This is a genomic window from Pseudomonas sp. 43NM1 (genome assembly GCF_002836905.1).
Lineage (GTDB): Bacteria > Pseudomonadota > Gammaproteobacteria > Pseudomonadales > Pseudomonadaceae > Aquipseudomonas > Aquipseudomonas prosekii.
Window position 1 is genome coordinate 22,124 of sequence record NZ_MKGS01000161.1, and the last position, 17,413, is coordinate 39,536.

The 17,413-nt window shown below is 60.1% G+C and carries 18 protein-coding genes; 10 read left to right on the forward strand and 8 right to left on the reverse strand.

The genetic code is table 11. The features are described 5' to 3' along the window. Positions 1-7: 7 nt before the first annotated feature. Positions 8-1,168, reverse strand: a complete 1,161-nt coding sequence (locus BI292_RS19330) for an MFS transporter (RefSeq protein WP_092281442.1) — start codon at positions 1,166-1,168, stop codon at positions 8-10. A 386-nt stretch (positions 1,169-1,554) separates the two neighbouring features. Between BI292_RS19330 and sstT the strand changes: the two genes are divergently transcribed. Further along, positions 1,555-2,781, forward strand: a complete 1,227-nt coding sequence (gene sstT, locus BI292_RS19340) for a serine/threonine transporter SstT (RefSeq protein ID WP_092270491.1) — start codon at positions 1,555-1,557, stop codon at positions 2,779-2,781. Between the two features lie 138 nt (positions 2,782-2,919). Here sstT and BI292_RS19345 read toward each other — a convergent pair whose 3' ends face one another. Then, positions 2,920-3,429 carry a DUF1993 family protein gene (locus BI292_RS19345; RefSeq protein WP_101208820.1) on the reverse strand — a complete coding sequence of 170 codons (510 nt, stop codon included), beginning with the start codon at positions 3,427-3,429 and terminating at the stop codon, positions 2,920-2,922. Between the two features lie 142 nt (positions 3,430-3,571). On the opposite strand from BI292_RS19345, the gene BI292_RS19350 reads away from it, so the two are divergent. Then, the gene (locus tag BI292_RS19350; RefSeq protein ID WP_092270497.1) at positions 3,572-4,219 is read left to right on the forward strand and encodes a YceH family protein; all 648 of its coding nucleotides are present in this window, start codon (positions 3,572-3,574) and stop codon (positions 4,217-4,219) included. A gap of 148 nt (positions 4,220-4,367) precedes the next feature. On the opposite strand, the gene BI292_RS19355 is transcribed toward BI292_RS19350, so the two are convergent. Then, positions 4,368-5,186 carry a shikimate 5-dehydrogenase gene (locus tag BI292_RS19355; RefSeq protein ID WP_101208821.1) on the reverse strand — a complete coding sequence of 273 codons (819 nt, stop codon included), beginning with the start codon at positions 5,184-5,186 and terminating at the stop codon, positions 4,368-4,370. Between the two features lie 243 nt (positions 5,187-5,429). On the opposite strand from BI292_RS19355, the gene BI292_RS19360 reads away from it, so the two are divergent. The 3 genes from BI292_RS19360 to BI292_RS19370 all read left to right on the forward strand — a co-directional run bounded on the left by BI292_RS19360 (position 5,430) and on the right by BI292_RS19370 (position 6,522). Then, positions 5,430-5,792: a hypothetical protein gene (locus BI292_RS19360; protein ID WP_092270503.1), complete on the forward strand. Its 363-nt coding sequence runs from the start codon at positions 5,430-5,432 to the stop codon at positions 5,790-5,792. Positions 5,793-6,044: 252 nt separating this feature from the next. After that, the gene (locus BI292_RS19365) at positions 6,045-6,239 is read left to right on the forward strand and encodes a hypothetical protein (protein ID WP_092270506.1); all 195 of its coding nucleotides are present in this window, start codon (positions 6,045-6,047) and stop codon (positions 6,237-6,239) included. Positions 6,240-6,339: 100 nt separating this feature from the next. Then, positions 6,340-6,522: a hypothetical protein gene (locus tag BI292_RS19370; RefSeq protein WP_092270510.1), complete on the forward strand. Its 183-nt coding sequence runs from the start codon at positions 6,340-6,342 to the stop codon at positions 6,520-6,522. Here BI292_RS19370 and BI292_RS19375 read toward each other — a convergent pair. Further along, a complete protein-coding gene (locus BI292_RS19375) occupies positions 6,519-7,583 on the reverse strand; it encodes an AI-2E family transporter (RefSeq protein ID WP_101208822.1) in 1,065 nt (354 codons plus the stop codon). The genes BI292_RS19370 and BI292_RS19375 overlap by 4 nt on opposite strands. A 163-nt stretch (positions 7,584-7,746) precedes the next feature. Between BI292_RS19375 and yegQ the strand changes: the two genes are divergently transcribed. After that, complete coding sequence (gene yegQ / locus BI292_RS19380) at positions 7,747-9,084, forward strand: tRNA 5-hydroxyuridine modification protein YegQ (protein ID WP_101208823.1); 1,338 nt, start codon at positions 7,747-7,749, stop codon at positions 9,082-9,084. A 156-nt stretch (positions 9,085-9,240) separates the two neighbouring features. Here the strand turns inward: yegQ and BI292_RS19385 are convergent, their stop codons facing one another. Further along, positions 9,241-10,104, reverse strand: coding sequence for a LysR family transcriptional regulator (locus BI292_RS19385; protein WP_101208824.1), 864 nt, complete (start codon positions 10,102-10,104; stop codon positions 9,241-9,243). Between the two features lie 97 nt (positions 10,105-10,201). Here BI292_RS19385 and BI292_RS19390 point away from each other — a divergent pair, with 97 nt between their 5' ends. Next, entirely contained in the window at positions 10,202-11,119 is a 918-nt protein-coding gene (locus BI292_RS19390) for a DMT family transporter (protein WP_101208825.1), read from the forward strand. A gap of 205 nt (positions 11,120-11,324) precedes the next feature. Here the strand turns inward: BI292_RS19390 and BI292_RS19395 are convergent, their stop codons facing one another. Then, entirely contained in the window at positions 11,325-11,555 is a 231-nt protein-coding gene (locus BI292_RS19395) for a hypothetical protein (RefSeq protein ID WP_092279898.1), read from the reverse strand. Between the two features lie 92 nt (positions 11,556-11,647). Further along, on the reverse strand, positions 11,648-12,361 hold the full coding sequence (locus tag BI292_RS19400) for a FadR/GntR family transcriptional regulator (protein WP_101208826.1): 714 nt from the start codon (positions 12,359-12,361) through the stop codon (positions 11,648-11,650). 300 nt (positions 12,362-12,661) lie between these two features. On the opposite strand from BI292_RS19400, the gene BI292_RS19405 reads away from it, so the two are divergent. From BI292_RS19405 to ampC, 3 genes are all read left to right on the forward strand, one after another. Next, complete coding sequence (locus BI292_RS19405; RefSeq protein ID WP_371918740.1) at positions 12,662-13,984, forward strand: MFS transporter; 1,323 nt, start codon at positions 12,662-12,664, stop codon at positions 13,982-13,984. Positions 13,985-14,009: 25 nt separating this feature from the next. Then, positions 14,010-15,377, forward strand: a complete 1,368-nt coding sequence (gene gudD / locus BI292_RS19410) for a glucarate dehydratase (protein WP_101208828.1) — start codon at positions 14,010-14,012, stop codon at positions 15,375-15,377. Positions 15,378-15,586: 209 nt separating this feature from the next. Next, a complete protein-coding gene (gene ampC / locus BI292_RS19415; protein ID WP_101208829.1) occupies positions 15,587-16,738 on the forward strand; it encodes a class C beta-lactamase in 1,152 nt (383 codons plus the stop codon). 127 nt (positions 16,739-16,865) lie between these two features. Here ampC and BI292_RS19420 read toward each other — a convergent pair. Beyond that, positions 16,866-17,413: MFS transporter (locus BI292_RS19420; RefSeq protein ID WP_157831282.1), on the reverse strand; the 548-nt coding region annotated here is incomplete at its 5' end.

Consider the following 17,413-nt stretch of genomic DNA (forward strand, 5'->3'; position numbering starts at 1 on the left):
TAGCCGTTTACTGAACGGTGAGAATCTCGCGCGGCTTCATGGTCATCAGCGCCATGGCCAGCAGCACCGAGGCGAGGATGATCGCGGCGGCGGCAAAACCCAGCCCTTGCAGGCCAAAACTGTCGATCACCCGACCACCGAGCATCGCGCCCAGGCCAATCCCGAGGTTGGCCCCGGCGATGTTCAGCGACGCAGCGAAGGCCGGCGCTTCCGGCGCAGCTTTCATCAAACGCACATGGCTGACCAGGAACAGCGCGGCTTGGGTCACGCCCCAAATGCCCATCGCCGCCGCCAGACCCAGCGGCGAGTGAATGTTCGGCACCAGCGCGACCATGCCGGCAATCATGAACGCGCAAAACATCATCGACGCGATCAACGGATGACGGTCCACCGCGCGGCCACCCAGCGAATTGCCGATCAAACCGACCGCGCCGAAGCCCATCAGGCACCAGCCGACCACCGTGCCGTTGAAACCGGCCAGGCGTTCAAGGATGTCCGCCAGGTAGGTGTAAGCGGTAAACATGCCGCTGAAAACCAGAATCGACAACAGCACATGACCAATCATCAACGGGCTGTGGAGGATTTTGAATTGCGAGCGAAAGCTCACTTGATGCTGATGCAAGCTGGTTTTCGGCAAGTAGATAAACAGCAGCAGAGCCTTGGCAAACGCGATCACCGCGAGAATGCCGAAGGCGCTGCGCCAGCCGAATGCATCAGAAATCAGCGTGCCGACCGGAATGCCGAACACCGTAGCGCAGACGATGCCGAAACCGATCTTGGCGATGGCGCGACCGGCGTGGTCCGGTCCGACAATGTCCACCGCGGTCTCGCTGGCCAGGGCCCAGAACACCGGCAAGCCCAGCGCCGGGATCAACCGCGCGGCGGCCATCACCCAGATATTCGGCGCAAACGCCGCGACCGTGTTGGCCACGCCGAACATGATCAACACCGAGATAAACAGTTTGCGCCGTTCGAAACGGGCGAAGTATGCGGTCAGGAACGGGCCAAACGCGGCCACGGTGAACGCAAACAGCGTCACCAGCAAACCGGCTTGGGGAATCGTGACTTCGAGGTCTCGAGCGATCGCCGGCAACAGGCCGACGATGATGAACTCCGTGGTCAGCACCGTGAAGCCGGCAGCGGACAACAGAATGATAGGCAGCAACAGCATGCAAAACTCCAGAAAAACGACGACAGCAGCGACAGCCCGAGGGCGCACTGGCAGAAACTGAAAATGAGGATGGCGAATCTTAACAGAGTGTGTCCGAGCCGGGTTGCACGAACCTGCAAATTGCCCGGGCGTCACGGGCGGCAGATCGTCACAGGTCTGAAGGAAGCGGACTACCCTGTGATAAAGTTCGCGCCCTGCGATTCGTACACCCTGATCATCGGCCACTTTGCGGCTCTGATGGCGCACTAACCTGTAGTTCTTAACCGTAGTTCTTAACCGTAGTTTCTATCCGTAGCTTCTACCAGTGGTTCCTTCCTGTGGCCTGCCCTGTTTATTGCCGCGTGACGCGCAACCCTGCACCCAAAAAAATCAGAGATACCGCTATGAGTGCTGCATCCCCTGCCCTATTACATCGTTTGAAACGTATTAGCCTGGTTACGCAAATCATCATCGGCCTGATTGCCGGCATCGCCCTCGCGCTGCTGGCGCCGGAAGTGGCGAAGTCGACCACGCTCATCGGCAAGCTGTTTGTCACGGCGTTGAAAGCGGTCGCGCCGATTCTGGTATTCGTGCTGGTCATGGCTTCGATTGCCAACCACAAGGTCGGTCAGGAAACGCACATTCGGCCGATTTTGTATCTGTATCTGCTGGGCACTTTTGCCGCTGCGGTGGTCGCGGTCGTGGCCAGCACGCTGTTCCCCTCGAACCTGGTGCTGACGACCCACGACGTCGCGATCAGCGCGCCGGGCGGGATTGGCGAAGTCCTGCAAAGTCTGCTGCTGAGCGTGGTCGATAACCCGGTCAGCGCGCTGATGAATGCCAACTTCATCGGCATTCTGGCTTGGGCGATCGGCATGGGCGTAGCCATTCGCCACGCCGGTGACACCACGCGCGAGGTGCTGGGTGACTTGTCCAACGGCGTCACGCTGATTGTGCGCATGGTGATCTGCTTTGCGCCGCTGGGGATTTTTGGTCTGGTGGCATCGACGCTGGCCACTTCCGGTTTCGGCGCGCTGATCGGTTATGTGCATCTGCTGGCGGTGCTGCTCGGCTGCATGCTGTTCGTGGCGCTGGTGATGAACCCGATCATCGTTTTCTGGAAACTGCGCCGCAACCCGTATCCGCTGGTGTGGACGTGCCTGCGCGAAAGCGGCATCACCGCGTTTTTCACTCGCAGCTCGGCGGCGAACATTCCGGTCAACCTGGAATTGAGCAAACGCCTGGGCCTGCATGAAGACACGTATTCGGTGTCGATCCCGCTCGGCGCAACGATCAACATGGCTGGCGCGGCGATCACCATTACCGTGCTGACCCTGGCCGCCGTGCACACACTGGGGATTGCCGTGGACATTCCGACCGCGATTCTGCTCAGCGTCGTCGCGGCGATTTGCGCGTGTGGTGCTTCGGGCGTGGCCGGCGGTTCGTTATTGCTGATTCCGCTGGCGTGCAGCTTGTTTGGCATTCCGAGCGAAATCGCCATGCAAGTGGTGGCGGTCGGTTTCATCATCGGCGTGCTGCAGGATTCGGCCGAGACAGCGCTGAATTCCTCCACCGACGTGCTGTTTACTGCAGCGGCCTGCCTGGGTGAAGAACAGAAAAACCCCGCATAACCCCCTCTCCTGTAGGAGCCAGGCTTGCCGGCGAAGGCGTCCTTGAAATCGCTTTCGCCGGCAAGCCTGGCTCCTACAAGGGCAAAAAAATCCCGCCACGGCGCTAACCGTGGCGGGATTTTTTTATTGCCGGACGGTTTAGAACGCGCCCATGTAATCGCGCTTGCCCACTTCTACGCCGTTGTGACGCAGCAGCGCGTAAGCGGTGGTGACGTGGAAGAAGAACTGCGGCAAGCCGTAGCTCAGCAGGTAAGCCTGGCCGCTGAAGCGCTTCTCTTTCGGCGTGCCTGGGCGGGTGACGATTTCGATGCCTTCGTTGCCATCGATCTGCTCAGGCTTGATCTCGCCGATGTAGGCCAGAACTTTGGTGATCAGCGCTTGCAGGTCGGCGAAGGTGGTTTCTGTGTCTTCGTATTTCGGCACTTCCAGCTCGGCCAGACGCGACGAAACGCCTTTGGCGAAATCGACGGCGATCTGTACCTGGCGAACCAGCGGGAACATGTCCGGGTACAAACGCGCTTGCAGGAACGCATTCGGGTCGATGTTTTTCGCAGTGGCGTGGGCTTCAGCCTTGTTCAGCACATCGCTCAGGGCGTTGAGCATTTGCTTGAAAACCGGGACGGAAGCGGCGTACAGGGAAATAGTCATGGCAGTCTCGTGTTGTGGCGGGTGTAAAAACGTGGGGCGATTATAGCCATGCTTTGCGCATCGGGCGGCTTGCCTTTTGTTTGGCAAGGATTACGCTAGGCGGCTTCGACTGCACGCATCGATAGCAAAGGGAAAAGCGCGAATGAGCACTGAGCAAGAGACGACCTTCGACGAGCCGCGCCTCAACAGCACGGAAATCCGCATTCTGGGCTCGCTGATCGAGAAACAGGCGACCAGCCCGGAAACCTACCCGCTGACCCTTAATGCGCTGGTGATTGCCTGCAACCAGAAAACCAGCCGCGAACCCGTGATGAACCTGACTCAGGGCCAGGTTGGCCAGAGCCTGCGCGCCCTCGAAGGTCGCGGCTTCAGCAAACTGGTGATGGGCAGCCGCGCCGACCGCTGGGAACATAAAGTCGACAAGGCGCTGGAACTGGTGCCGGCGCAGGTGATTTTGACCGGTTTGCTGTTCTTGCGCGGTCCGCAAACGGTCAATGAGCTGCTGACCCGCAGCGGCCGCATGCATGAATTTGAAGATGCCGAGCAGGTGGTGCATCAGCTCGAACGTCTGATTGCGCGGGGATTGGCGCTGTTGATTCCGCGTCAGGCCGGGCAGCGCGAAGACCGCTACATGCACGCGCTGGGCGATCCGGCAGACATCGAGACGATTCTCGCGGCCCGCCAGCATCCGGCGGAACGTGGTGCCAGCGGCGGGGTTTCGGTGGAGCGCATTGAAGAGCTCGAAGCGCGGATTGCAGCGCTGGAAGAACGCCTGTCGCGCCTGGAATAACCCGACGCGACAGATCAAATGATGTCGGCTGACACTCCGTCATCGCGAGCAGGCTCACTCCTACAAGGATTTCAGCGTTCATGAGCTCCCCTGTGGGAGCGAGCTTGCTCGCGATGAGGCCGGCACTGTCCATCCAAAAACCCGGCAATCAACTGCGTGCAAATGCCACCGCAGCCTGAAACTGCTCTTCCGTCGGCCGCACGCCGGTGTACAGCACAAACTGCTCCAGCGCCTGGATCGCGATCACTTCGAGCCCGGTGATCACGCGTTTGCTTTCCGCGCGCCCGCGCACGATCAGCGGCGTCTCCGAAGGAATCGCCACCACATCGAATACCGTTTCCGCGGCCGCAATCACCTCTGCATCAAACGCCAACTGATCCGCTTCCGGTCCACCGGTCATGCCGATCGGCGTCACGTTGATCAGCATCTGCGGACGCCGCGCCCCCAAATCCGCTTGCCATTCATAACCCAGCGCATCCGCCAGCGCCCGCCCGGCGCGCTCGTTACGCGCGACGATCACGCCGTTTGCGTAGCCGCCATCGCGCAACGCGCTGGCCACTGCTTTGGCCATCCCGCCGCTGCCGCGCAGGGCGAACGTCGAGTCTTTCGGCACCTGATGCGTTTCCAGCAACTGGGCGATGGCAATGTAATCAGTGTTATAGGCCTTGAGATGGCCGTCAGTGTTGACGATGGTGTTGATCGACTGAATCGCCGCCGCCGACGCATCCAGCTCATCGACCAGTGCAATGCACGCTTCCTTGAACGGCATCGACACGCCGCAACCGCGAATGCCCAGCGCGCGAATACCACCGACGGCGCCGTTCAGGTCTTTGCTGCTGAACGCCTTGTAATAGAAATTCAGCCCCAACTGTTCGTACAGATGATTGTGAAATCGCAGGCCAAAGTTGCCGGGGCGCCCGGAGAGCGACATGCACAACTGCGTGTCTTTGTTGGGGTTCATCTGCATGAAACATCTCCTCTCAATGCACTTTCAGATGGACGGGATTAGCCATTCCATCCTGTTCTGTTCGATCATGATCCGGTCTGCAAACGGCGCTGCAGGACGGTAAAGAAGCCGGTACAGACCTTACACAAAATTTACCCAGCGGCTGTGCAGTTTTTCAAAAAAGCGCTGTCTTAGAAGTATCCCCGCGCCAATCCCGGGTCTATTGCAGACTCAGGCGCCGGGTCGAAGAACCGAGGAATTATCATGATCCGTAAAATCCCCACAGTGGCCTTGTTGATTGGTGTACTGGCAGTCGCCGGACAGGCCGAAGCGCATGGCGGTGGCGGTTGGCAAGGTCCCGCGGTGTTCGGTGCGATTGTCGGCTCGGCCATCGTCGGCTCGGCCCTGATCAATGCCAATCGACCGGTTTATGTTGAACAGCCGCAACCGGTTTACTACCAGCCACAACCGGTTTACGTACAACAACCGCCGCCACCGGTTTATTACCAACCAGCCCCGGTCTACGTACAGCAACCGATCTATTACCGCCCGGCGCCGGTTTATTACGGCCCGCCACGCGGCTATTACGGTCGCCCGCACGGCTATTACGGCGGCCCGCGCTACTGATTGATCGAATCACCAGGCCCCGCCTCAACCGCGGGGCTTTTTTATGAGCGCGAGGTGTACGAGGTCTGGATAGACCGCGTCGAGGTCGTTATCGAGACAGCGCGCGCGGGCGATTTTGGCAAGATTGCCTTGAGTGCCCTTCCCTGACATTGGGGCAAACCGTCATATTTGTGTCATGACAGGTGCGCAATCTGCATCTGCAGGCGTACAGCAACGTTGATCACCGCCATTAATAACAAGAAGGACGAGCTCATGCCCACGCAAAACCCGCACCGCAATGTCGGCTTGTGCACTTCCAGCAAGGTTTATGACGCACTGACCGAACTCAAGCACCTGGAAGGCCATCGCAGCGCCAAGTTCCTCTCGCTGCTGGCGGAAAACCTGGTGCGCAAAGGCCTGCTCAATGAGCAGGAAGTCGTGCATATGCTCGATCTGGTGGTAGATTGAGCGCAAAACTCGGTCGCATCAATGACCACTATCGAGAACGTTGATTGTCCGTTGCGCGGCGCGATCCGTAAGGTAGCCCCATCGTTTGATGGAGGTACTTATGAATCAGGTCCAGATCATGTCAGTTATCGGTAGCGCCGTTCCGGCATCGCTCAGAGCGTGCGGGTTACTCGCCTGTTGGTATTTGGTGCTCAACGGCGAACCGGTCAGCGGCCCGCTCACTTCGCTGACCGCCGCCCAGGCCTTGTCGCAGCGCATGGGCGACGGCTCGTTCAGCGCTTAAGAAGGCAGTTGAATACGTGGCTTGCTTTCGACGAAGATCGCCCAGCTCGACATAAACAGCGCGGCGATCAAAGGCCCGATCACAAACCCGTTCAGACCGAAGACGGCCATGCCGCCCAAGGTTGAAATGAGGATCATGTAGTCGGGCATTTTCGTGTCCTTGCCCACCAGAATCGGACGCAGCACGTTGTCCACCAGGCCAATCACGAATACGCCGAACAGCGCCAGCACCACGCCCTGCCAGATATAACCGCTGAGCAGGAAGTACAAGGCCACCGGCGCCCAGACAATCCCCGCACCCACCGCTGGCAACAGCGATAGAAACGCCATCACCACCGCCCAGAGCAACGCGCTCGGGATGTCCAGAAACCAGAAAATAAACCCGCCCAACGCACCCTGGCTAACCGCCACCAACAGGTTGCCTTTGACGGTAGCGCGGACCACGCGGTTGAATTTGAGCTGCAAACGGCGCTTCTGCTGTTCTTGCAATGGCACTGCGGTACGGACCTTACGCGCCAGTTCCGCGCCATCGCGCAGGAAGAAAAACAGCAGGTACAGCATGATGAAGAAGCTGACGATGAACTCAAACGTGCCTTGGCCGAACGTCACCACTTGCGAGGCGAAGAACTGACTGCCCTGCATCGCGGCTTTCACCGCTTTATCCTGCAGACCATTCAACTCGCCGATACCAAAGCGGTCGAGCAGATGCTGGAAAGACATCGGCAAGCCATGCTTGAACTGGGTGATGTAACCGGCGATGTCCAATTTGCCGCTTTCGATGCTCTCGTAGAGCATCGCGCCTTCCTGAACCAGCAACGCACTGATGATGATCACTGGCAAAATCGCGATCACCAGGCACACGCTCAAGGTGCACAGCGACGTCACGTTGCGCTGCCAGCCGAACTTCAACTGCAGCCGTCGTTGCATGGGCGCAAAGATAATCCCGAGAATCACCGCCCAGAACACCGCGCCGTAGAACGGCAGCAGAATCCAGACAAAGGCCAGCGTCACTGCTCCCAGTAAAAACAGCAGTGCTCTTTTTTGTACCGTCGTTTCTTTCATGTCCGATCCATGTCAGTGCGCAGAGGACGCAAGTTCGCGTCAGATGCTTAGTCCGCCACGGTTCGCGCGAGTGCCATCCGTTTGTTAAACAAGCATAGATCCAGATCAATAAAGCCCCGGAGCAACACGCTTAACCTCGCCGACTTTTGCGATCGACACGACCATGACCCTTGCGCCGCCGCCCTCCAGCCCAGAACTGCTCGCCCCCGCCGGCACCCTGAAAAACATGCGCTACGCCTTTGCCTACGGCGCCGATGCGGTATACGCCGGGCAGCCGCGCTACAGCTTGCGGGTGCGCAATAACGAGTTTGACCACGCCAACCTTGCCCTCGGCATCCGCGAAGCGCAGCAACAGGGCAAGCGTTTTTATGTGGTGGTGAACATCGCGCCGCACAACGCCAAGCTCAAAACCTTCCTCAAAGACCTCGAACCGGTAATCGCGATGGCGCCCGACGCGCTGATCATGTCCGATCCGGGCCTGATCATGCTGGTGCGCCGGCACTTCCCGCAGATGCCGATTCACCTGTCGGTGCAGGCCAACACAGTGAATTGGGCGAGCGTCGAGTTCTGGCAGCAGCAGGGGCTGAGCCGGATCATCCTCTCGCGTGAACTGTCGCTGGAAGAAATCGCCGAGATCCGCCAGCAAGTGCCGGCCATGGAACTGGAAGTGTTCGTCCACGGCGCGCTGTGCATGGCGTATTCCGGGCGTTGTCTGCTGTCGGGTTACATGAACAAGCGCGACGCCAATCAGGGCAGTTGCACCAATGCCTGTCGCTGGAAGTACTCGGCGCAAGCGGCCACGGAAAACCAGCTCGGCGAGATTGTGCAGCAATTCGCGCCGCAACCGACGTTGGGCATTGGCGCGCCGACCGATCAGGTGTTTTTGTTGCAGGAAGCCAATCGGCCGGACGAGTTGATGCCGGCATTCGAGGACGAGCACGGCACTTACATCATGAACGCCAAGGACCTGCGCGCGGTGCAGCATGTCGAGCGTTTGACGCAGATGGGCGTGCATTCACTGAAGATCGAGGGCCGGACCAAATCGCATTTCTATTGCGCACGCACTACTCAGGTCTATCGCCAGGCCATCGACGATGCCGTGGCGGGCCGCGCGTTTGATCGCAACCTGATGACCGATCTCGAATCGCTGGCCCAGCGCGGTTACACCGAGGGTTTCCTGCGCCGGCATGTGCACGACGAATACCAGAACTACCAGAACGGCAGCTCGGTGTCGGAGCGTCAGCAGTTTGTCGGCGAGTTGACCGGTGTACGCCGCGATCGCCTGGCAGAAGTGCAAGTGAAGAACCGCTTTGGCTTGGGCGATCACATGGAACTGATGACGCCCAAGGGCAACTTTCACTTTGACCTGCATGAGTTGCAAAACCTGCGCGGCGAACCGATCGACGTCGCGCCGGGCGATGGCCACACCGTGTACGTGCCGATCCCCGATGCAGTGGATCTGCGCTTCGCCCTGCTGATGCGCGATGTCAGCGGCAACTGACCAATCAACGCGCAATTGCGCAGACAACGCAAACCCCCTGTAGGAGCAGAGCTTGCTCGCGAAGAGGCCCGCAGCCGCAACATCTACGCTGTCTGAACGACCGCTTTCGCGAGCAAGCTCTGCTCCTACAGGAAGCCAGGGCGCCCGGGATCGGGTTCAGGCAAATTCTTCGCGGAGCATTCCGACGAACGCCTCGCGCGCCGGGTGCACGCCGGCGTTCTCGTGCCAATAAAACAAATTCTCCACCGCCGTCAGTTCCGCGAACTCATATCCGGCGCACCCGGCGCCTTTCGCGTATTGATCGAACACGCCTTTGGGCACCAATGCCACGCCGGCCCCGGCGCTGACGCAACCGACAATTGCGCCGTAACTGGCGAGGCTGACAATCGGCAGCGCCTGCCCCTGACGCAGCAACCAATGCTCCAGTGCCGCCCGATACGGGCAACCGGGCGGCCACATGAACACGGTTTTATCCTGCAAATCGGCAACATCGCGCACCGGTCCCAGCGACGTCGAGGCGATCAGCAGCAGGTCTTCGCGGTACATCGGCGTGCGCATCAGGTGCGAGCGCTCGACATCCACCGCGACGATGGCACCGTCGAGGCGATGGTTGGCAGTGTCGTCGAGTAGTTGGCTCCAGGTGCCGGTGGTCAATTCCAGCGCAACACCGGGATAACGTTTGTGGAATTTCGCCAGCAAGCGCGGCAAGCGCCCGGTCGCCGAGGACTCGATGGCGCCGATACGCAGCGGCCCGGAAGGCTCGGCGGAGGGGTCGAGGGCGCGTTTGGCCTCGACCGTCAGCGCCAGAATCTTCGAGGCGTAGGTCAGGAAGGTTTGCCCCGAAGGGCTGATCCGCAGCCCGCGCCCCTCGCGCAGAAACAGTGCCACCCCGAGCTCCGCTTCCAACGCCTTGATCCGCGCAGTGATATTCGACGGTACGCAGTGCAGCAATTCTGCCGCGCGAGCAATGCTGCCGACGTCGGCCACAGTCTTGAACATGCGAATCTGCGCCAATTCCATAATGCTCACCCAAAGTGATGTATCGGCGCAGTATAAGTCAGTTGTAGCAAACGACCAGGCTTCTGATACTCAGTGCATCCACCACAGGTGCACGACCATGCCGCAACTTTCTCCCGCTCTGAAAATCATTTTTGCCATGGCATTTGTCGTGGTGTGCTGGGGTTATTCACCGACCGGCATTCACCTTGGCTTGCAGGCCTACGAGCCCGGGCATCTGGCGTTGCTGCGGTTTCTGCTGGCGTCGGGGTTGATGGCGGCGGTCGCGGTTTGGCGCGGCATCAGCCTGCCGAAAATGCGTGACTTGCCGTTTCTGATCGCGCTTGGTTTGTTTGCCGTGAGTCTGCATCACGTGCTGCTGAACATCGGGCAGCAGAGTGTCAGCGCCGGGGCATCGAGTGTGCTGGCGCAATCGACGCCGTTGTTCAGCACGTTGTTGGCGCGGTTTGTGTTCAAGGATCGGGTCAGTGCCTGGCGCTGGGGTTGCGTGCTGCTGGGGCTGATCGGCGTGGTCATCGTCGTCGCCGGGGACAAAGGCCTGGCGAGCATTGATGCGCAGGCTTTGCTGATTTTGCTGGCGGCGCTGTCGTGGAGTGTTTATTTCGCATTGCAGAAGCATCACACCGGGCGTTATGACGGGTTGACCCTGACCTGTTACACGGTTTGGGCGGGAACGCTGTTGTTGCTGGTGTACCTGCCAGGGCTGGCGGATCAGGTGTTGCGCGCGCCGGTTGACGTGCAAATAGCGGTGATTGGCCTGGGCGTATTTCCGAGCGCGCTGGCGTATCTGGCGTGGGCATATGTGTTGGCACATGTGGACTTGAGCCGCGCGGCGATGACCCTGTATCTGGTGCCGCCGACGGCGATGCTGATTGCCAGTTTCGCACTGGGCGAGCGGCCGACGATGCTGATGATAGTCGGCGCAGTGGTGGTGTTGAGCAGCGTGCTCGCATTGAATCTGGAGCGGAAACTGCTGGCGCTGCTGACGCCATCGCGAGCAGGCTCACTCCCACATTGACCCCTACAGGGTTCGCGGCGCGCTGAAAATGCCCTGTAGGAGCGAGGCTTGCCCGCGAAGGCGGTCGTTCTGGTGATGAAGATGTTGTATCCCACAGGTTCGCGGCGCGCTGGAGATCCCCTGTAGGAGCGAGCCTGCTCGCGATGAACGATGACGCGCTCAATCTGCGGCCCACAAAAAACCCGGCACTCTGGCCGGGTTTTGTTTAGCGCCGATCATCGGACAATGGCGTTTGCTCATCTGCCGCCGGCATGTCTTCGTCGGCGCTCGGGTCTTTCCAGTCATCGGGGCGATCCGCATCCGATTGCGCCGGGTCCCGGGCGGGGTCCATGCCGGGCGGAGCATCATGGTCCAGCGACGGCTCGTCCGTGCCGGGCATGGGTCTGGTGGGATCGGTATTGGGCGTTCCACCCTGGAACATCGAATCGTTAGCCATGATGCACCTCACTGATGTAGGCCGGTCAGTCCGGGCCATATCTGTTGGAAACGGGCGCATCACCGGCGTGCTATCGACTAGACCAACGGTTATCAGGACCGCGCCAGAAAGCGGTCGCGGCTGTTGGTCAGATGCAACCACATGGCCGCGCGCGCGGCGTCAGGGTCCTGGCGTTTGATCGCGTTCAGAATCGCCTCGTGCTCCTGATTGGCCAATTGCCCGAGCTTGCTCAAATCCGCCGCGCCACGCTCGGCCGCATTGACCCGGGTTCGCGGAATCATCGCACTGCCCAAATGCTGGATGATTTCGCTGAAACACACGTTGCCGGTGGCTTCGGCCATCAGCAAATGGAAGCGCCTGTCGGCCTCCACGCAACTGTCGTTATTCGCCAGCAGGTTTTGATAGTCATCCAGCGCCTCGCGCATCTGCTGCAATTGCGCGTCCGTGCGACGACTGGCGGCGAGCGCGGCGGCCTGGGTTTCCAGGCCCATGCGCAGTTCCAGAATGCTGCGCACACCCAGCGCCGTGTCGACGTTCAGCCGCAAGCCCTGCTCCGCTGCGCGCTCAATCACAAAGGTGCCGATGCCATGCCGGGTTTCCACTAACCCCGACGCCTGCAATTTCGAGATTGCTTCGCGCACCACGGTGCGGCTGACCCCGTGTTCCTGAACGATCGAGTTCTCCGAAGGCAGCTTGTCGCCGGGCAACATCTGCCCGAGCAGGATGCTCTGGGTCAGCTTCGCGACCAAATCATGCGCCAGGTTATGGCTGCGTTTGCGGGCGGGAACGTCGAAGTCTTCATGCATGGCGATCTTCCGGAGGCAGGGCAATCGGGATCGTAGCACTCGCATCGTCGGGAGACCTTCCAAAATGACGACCAGCTTGTATGACAACACTCCACAAAACGCCAAAGCCCACTCAAACAACCACCACCAAAGTCAGCTTCAAGAATAAGAATCTACCGGAACAGCGCTATTTCATTGGACAACAGCCTTGCGCATCAAAAAAACCTAGTTGTATGATGTCTATCAACAAGCAACACGCAGTTACACCCCGCATAAAAATAATCAGTGGGAGAAACGCAAGTGAATACAGCCCTGTCCGGGATGCATGAAGGCACCGATTCGGTGCTCAAATCCGCCATCTCGAAAGTCAAACGCCACGTCCTGCCGCTGTTCGTGATCATGTTCATCGTCAACTACATTGACCGCGTGAACATCGGTTTCGTCCGCGCCCACATGGAGCAGGATCTGGGCATCGGCGCTGCCGCCTACGGCCTCGGTGCCGGCCTGTTCTTCATCGGTTACGCACTGTTCGAAGTCCCCTCCAACATGCTTCTGCAGAAAGTCGGCGCGCGCATCTGGCTGACCCGCATCATGCTGACCTGGGGCCTGGTCGCCGCCGGCATGGCGTTCATCCAGAACGAAACCCACTTCTATATTCTGCGTTTTCTGCTCGGTGTCGCCGAAGCCGGATTCTTTCCCGGGGTGATCTATTACTTCACTCGCTGGCTGCCGGGCGTCGAGCGCGGCAAGGCGATTGCGATCTTCCTCAGCGGCTCGGCGATTGCCTCGCTGATCTCCGGCCCGCTGTCCGGCCTGCTCCTGCAAATCAACGGTCTGGGCCTGCACGGCTGGCAGTGGATGTACTTCATTGAAGGCATGTTCTCGGTTGGCTTGTGCGTGTTCGTCTGGTTCTGGCTCGACTCCAAACCCCACGACGCCAAATGGCTGACCCGCGCAGAACAGGACGCGCTGGTCAAAGCCATCGACGACGAACAACTGGCCCGCGAAGCCGCGACGCCGATCAAACCGTCGTTGGGCAAACTGCTCAAGGATCGCCAGATCATTCTGTTTTGCCTGATCTACTTCTTCATTCAGCTGACTATCTATGCCGCGACGTTCTGGCTGCCGAGCATCATCAAGAAGATGGGCGACCTCAGCGACATCCAGGTCGGGCTGTTCAATTCGATCCCGTGGTTGCTGTCGATTGTCGGCATGTACGCCTTCGCCGCCCTGTCGGCCAAATGGAAAAACCAGCAAGCGTGGGTTGCCGCAGCGCTGTTGATCGCGGCTGCCGGGATGTTCATGTCGACCACCGGCGGGCCGATCTTTGCCTTCGTTGCGATCTGTTTTGCGGCGCTCGGTTTCAAATCGGCGTCGTCGCTGTTCTGGCCAATTCCCCAGGCGTATTTGGACGCGCGAATCGCTGCCGGAGTAATCGCGCTGATCAACTCGGTGGGCAACCTCGGCGGCTTCGTCGCGCCAACCACGTTTGGCCTGCTGGAGGAACACACCGGTTCGATCCAGGGCGGCCTCTACGGTTTGGCCGCGACCTCGATCATCGCCGCGATCATCGTTTTTGCCGCCCGCAATACGCCGAAAATAGCCTCGGTCGCCGTCGGCCAAACCGCGTCCAGCCACGCCTGAATTTCTGATCCAAGGACAATAAAAAATGCACACACAAGACCACGCCCAAGACCGCACAAAAAACACCGAAAAAGCGCCGATCATTACCAGCATGCAAGTGGTTCCGGTGGCCGGTCACGACGGCATGCTGCTCAACCTCAGCGGCGCCCACGGGCCGTTTTTCACCCGCAACATCGTGATTCTCACCGACAACGCCGGGCACACCGGGGTCGGCGAAGTGCCGGGCGGCGAGCGCATTCGGCAGACGCTGGAAGACGCGCGCGCGCTGGTGGTCGGCAGCCCGATCGGCACTTATCAGAAGATCCTCAATCAAGTGCGCCAGACCTTCGCCGACCGCGACGCCGGCGGCCGTGGTTTGCAGACCTTCGACCTGCGCATCACCATTCACGCGGTCACCGGCCTCGAAGCCGCCCTGCTCGACTTGCTCGGCCAGCACCTCGACGTGCCGGTCGCGGCGCTGCTTGGCGAAGGGCAGCAGCGCGATGAAGTGAAGATGCTCGGTTACCTGTTTTACGTCGGTGATCGGCACGCCACCGACCTTGCTTATCGCAGTGAGCCGCAGGCCGATAACGACTGGTTCCGCGTCCGTCATGAGCAAGCCATGACCGCCGATGCGGTGGTGCGCCTGGCCGAAGCCGCGCACGCGCGTTATGGCTTCAAGGACTTCAAACTCAAGGGCGGCGTGCTCAGCGGCGACGAGGAAATCGAAGCGGTCACCGCGCTGGCCGAACGCTTTCCCGATGCGCGAATTACCCTCGATCCGAACGGCGCGTGGTCATTGAAAGAAGCGATCCGTTTGTGCCGCGATCAGCACCGCGTGCTGGCGTACGCCGAAGACCCGTGCGGCGCGGAAAACGGTTATTCCGGGCGTGAAGTCATGGCCGAGTTTCGCCGCGCCACAGGGCTGAAAACCGCGACCAATATGATCGCCACCGACTGGCGGGAAATGGGCCACGCGATCCAGTTGCAATCGGTGGATATTCCGCTCGCCGATCCGCATTTCTGGACCATGCAAGGCTCGGTTCGCGTGGCGCAGATGTGCCACGAATGGGGCCTGACCTGGGGTTCGCATTCCAACAATCATTTCGATATTTCGCTGGCGATGTTCACCCATGTCGCGGCCGCCGCGCCGGGTGAAATCACCGCGATCGACACGCACTGGATCTGGCAGGACGGCCAACGCTTGACCAAAGCTCCGCTGCAGATTGTCGGCGGCTGCGTGCAAGTGCCGAAGAAACCCGGGCTCGGCGTCGAACTGGACATGGACCAGCTGGCCAAGGCGCACGAGTTGTATAAAGGCATGGGCCTCGGCGCGCGCGACGACAGCGTGGCGATGCAGTTTCTGATTCCGGGCTGGAAGTTCGATAACAAGCGACCGTGCCTGGTGCGCTGAACCACTCCCCCCCCTGTAGGAGCAAAGCTTGCTCGCGAAGGCGTCGTGTCAGTCGAAGACCATTTCGACTGAACCGGAGCTTTCGCGAGCTAGCTCTGCTCCTACAGGATCGTGCGTGCATCAACCCTCGTTTGCACACCACCATCGCCGCAGCCTCGGCGCGCGATTACAATCGTGCCCATCAGCAGACACGACATGGACGAAACACGATGAGCAGACTGACTATTCTCGCCGCTTGTGTAGCACTGGGCAGCACAGGCGTGTGCCTGGCGCAGGCTCGCACCGACCAGCAGATCGAAGCCTCGGTCGATGCGGCGATCCGCCCGATCCTGCAAAGCCAAGGCGTGCCGGGGATCGCGGTAGCGGTGACGGTTGACGGCAAAGCGCATTACTTCAACTACGGCGTCGCCTCGAAAGAAAGTGGGGAGAAAGTCACTAAAAACACCTTGTTCGAAATCGGTTCGCTGAGCAAAACCTTCACCGCCACCCTGCTCGCCTACGCGCAGGCGACCGGCAAATTGTCCCTGAACGACAAGGCCAGCCAGGTTCTCCCGGCATTAAAGGGCAGCGCGCTGGATAACATCAGCGTTGTGCAATTGGCCACTTACACGGCGGGCGGTTTGCCATTGCAGTTCCCTCAAGCGGCGGACAGCGCGGACAAGATGCTCGGCTATTTCCAGCAATGGAAACCGCTTTATGCGCCCGGCACTCATCGGCAATATTCCAACCCGAGCATCGGCTTGTCCGGGTATCTGGCCGCGCAGAGCCTCGGCGTGCCGTTTGAGCAGGCAATGGAAAAAACCCTGCTGCCAAAACTCGGGTTGAAGCACACGTTTATCCAGGTGCCGCAGAATCAAATGGAGCTTTACGCTCAGGGTTACGACAAGGCCGACAAACCTGTGCGTGTCAGCCCCGGAGCGCTGGATGCAGAAGCCTACGGGGTGAAAACCAGCGCGGCGGACCTGCTGACTTTTGTCCAGGCAAACATGCAGCCGGCCGCGTTGGACGCGCCGGTGCAGCACGCGATTGCCGCGACGCATGCCGGTTATTACACGGTGGGCGACATGACTCAGGGCCTGGGTTGGGAGCGTTATGCCTACCCGATCACCTTGGATAAATTGCTCGCGGGCAATTCGACGCCGATGGCCATGGAGGCGCATCCAGTCCAGTGGTTGAACCCGCCGCAGGCTGAGCCGAAGGATGTGCTGTTGAACAAAACCGGTTCGACCGGTGGTTTCGGCGCTTACGCGGCGTATGTGCCGTCGCGTGAGATTGGCGTGGTGATCATGGCCAACAAAAACTACCCGATCCCGGAGCGCGTCAAAGCGGCGCATCAGATATTGCAATCATTGACCGAGTAAGTCGGCCACGCCTATTCCCCTGTGGGAGCGAGCTTGCTCGCGATTGCGGTATATCCGGCGACATCAATGTCGACCGGGCTGACGTAATCGCGAGCAAGCTCGCTCCCACAGGGGTCTGTGAAACTGACTATTTTTTCCGTTCCACACACGCCAACGCACTCACCGCCAGACACAGCGCCGCCCCGCCATACACCCATTCCGACGGCGCCACCGGCAGCAGAAAACCCGCCAGCAACGGCCCGATCCCGGCGCCGATGTCGCGCCACACCGCGTTCCCCGCCAGCGCGCGCACCCGGCCGCTGTCCGGATGACGCTGGGCGATCACCGTCACCACCAACGGCAACTGCAGCGCGCGCAATATCAGCACCAGCGCGCCGCCGACGATCAACCAGTGAAACCCGAAGCCGATCAGCGCTATCGAGGTCATCAGCGAGAACACAATCAACATTCGCGTCGCGCCCCAGCGCTGCGCCGCCACGCCGCCCAACGGGCTCAGCAACAATTCCGAGACATAGCGCAGCGCCAGCAACGTGCCGGCGACCACCACGGCGTTGCCTTCCAGCAAGTGATCAGCCAATAACGACAGGCCGATGATGAACAACCCGTCGAGCGTCAGGCCTTCGATAAACGACCACATCGCGACACTGTCCGGCCACTGGAAGCGCCGCGTCGAGG

Excerpts from the sequence above, each read along its gene's own strand:
- BI292_RS19370 (WP_092270510.1), top strand. The coding sequence starts at position 6,340 with ATGAATCAGGTCCAGATCATGTCAGTTATCGGTAGCGCCGTTCCGGCA.
- BI292_RS19405 (WP_371918740.1), top strand. The coding sequence starts at position 12,662 with ATGCATGAAGGCACCGATTCGGTGCTCAAATCCGCCATCTCGAAAGTC.
- sstT (WP_092270491.1), top strand. The coding sequence starts at position 1,555 with ATGAGTGCTGCATCCCCTGCCCTATTACATCGTTTGAAACGTATTAGC.
- BI292_RS19390 (WP_101208825.1), top strand. The coding sequence starts at position 10,202 with ATGCCGCAACTTTCTCCCGCTCTGAAAATCATTTTTGCCATGGCATTT.
- BI292_RS19365 (WP_092270506.1), top strand. The coding sequence starts at position 6,045 with ATGCCCACGCAAAACCCGCACCGCAATGTCGGCTTGTGCACTTCCAGC.
- BI292_RS19375 (WP_101208822.1), bottom strand. The coding sequence starts at position 7,583 with ATGAAAGAAACGACGGTACAAAAAAGAGCACTGCTGTTTTTACTGGGA.
- BI292_RS19350 (WP_092270497.1), top strand. The coding sequence starts at position 3,572 with ATGAGCACTGAGCAAGAGACGACCTTCGACGAGCCGCGCCTCAACAGC.
- BI292_RS19400 (WP_101208826.1), bottom strand. The coding sequence starts at position 12,361 with ATGCATGAAGACTTCGACGTTCCCGCCCGCAAACGCAGCCATAACCTG.
- BI292_RS19345 (WP_101208820.1), bottom strand. The coding sequence starts at position 3,429 with ATGACTATTTCCCTGTACGCCGCTTCCGTCCCGGTTTTCAAGCAAATG.
- BI292_RS19385 (WP_101208824.1), bottom strand. The coding sequence starts at position 10,104 with ATGGAATTGGCGCAGATTCGCATGTTCAAGACTGTGGCCGACGTCGGC.
- BI292_RS19395 (WP_092279898.1), bottom strand. The coding sequence starts at position 11,555 with ATGGCTAACGATTCGATGTTCCAGGGTGGAACGCCCAATACCGATCCC.
- BI292_RS19360 (WP_092270503.1), top strand. The coding sequence starts at position 5,430 with ATGATCCGTAAAATCCCCACAGTGGCCTTGTTGATTGGTGTACTGGCA.
- yegQ (WP_101208823.1), top strand. The coding sequence starts at position 7,747 with ATGACCCTTGCGCCGCCGCCCTCCAGCCCAGAACTGCTCGCCCCCGCC.
- BI292_RS19355 (WP_101208821.1), bottom strand. The coding sequence starts at position 5,186 with ATGCAGATGAACCCCAACAAAGACACGCAGTTGTGCATGTCGCTCTCC.
- gudD (WP_101208828.1), top strand. The coding sequence starts at position 14,010 with ATGCACACACAAGACCACGCCCAAGACCGCACAAAAAACACCGAAAAA.
- ampC (WP_101208829.1), top strand. The coding sequence starts at position 15,587 with ATGAGCAGACTGACTATTCTCGCCGCTTGTGTAGCACTGGGCAGCACA.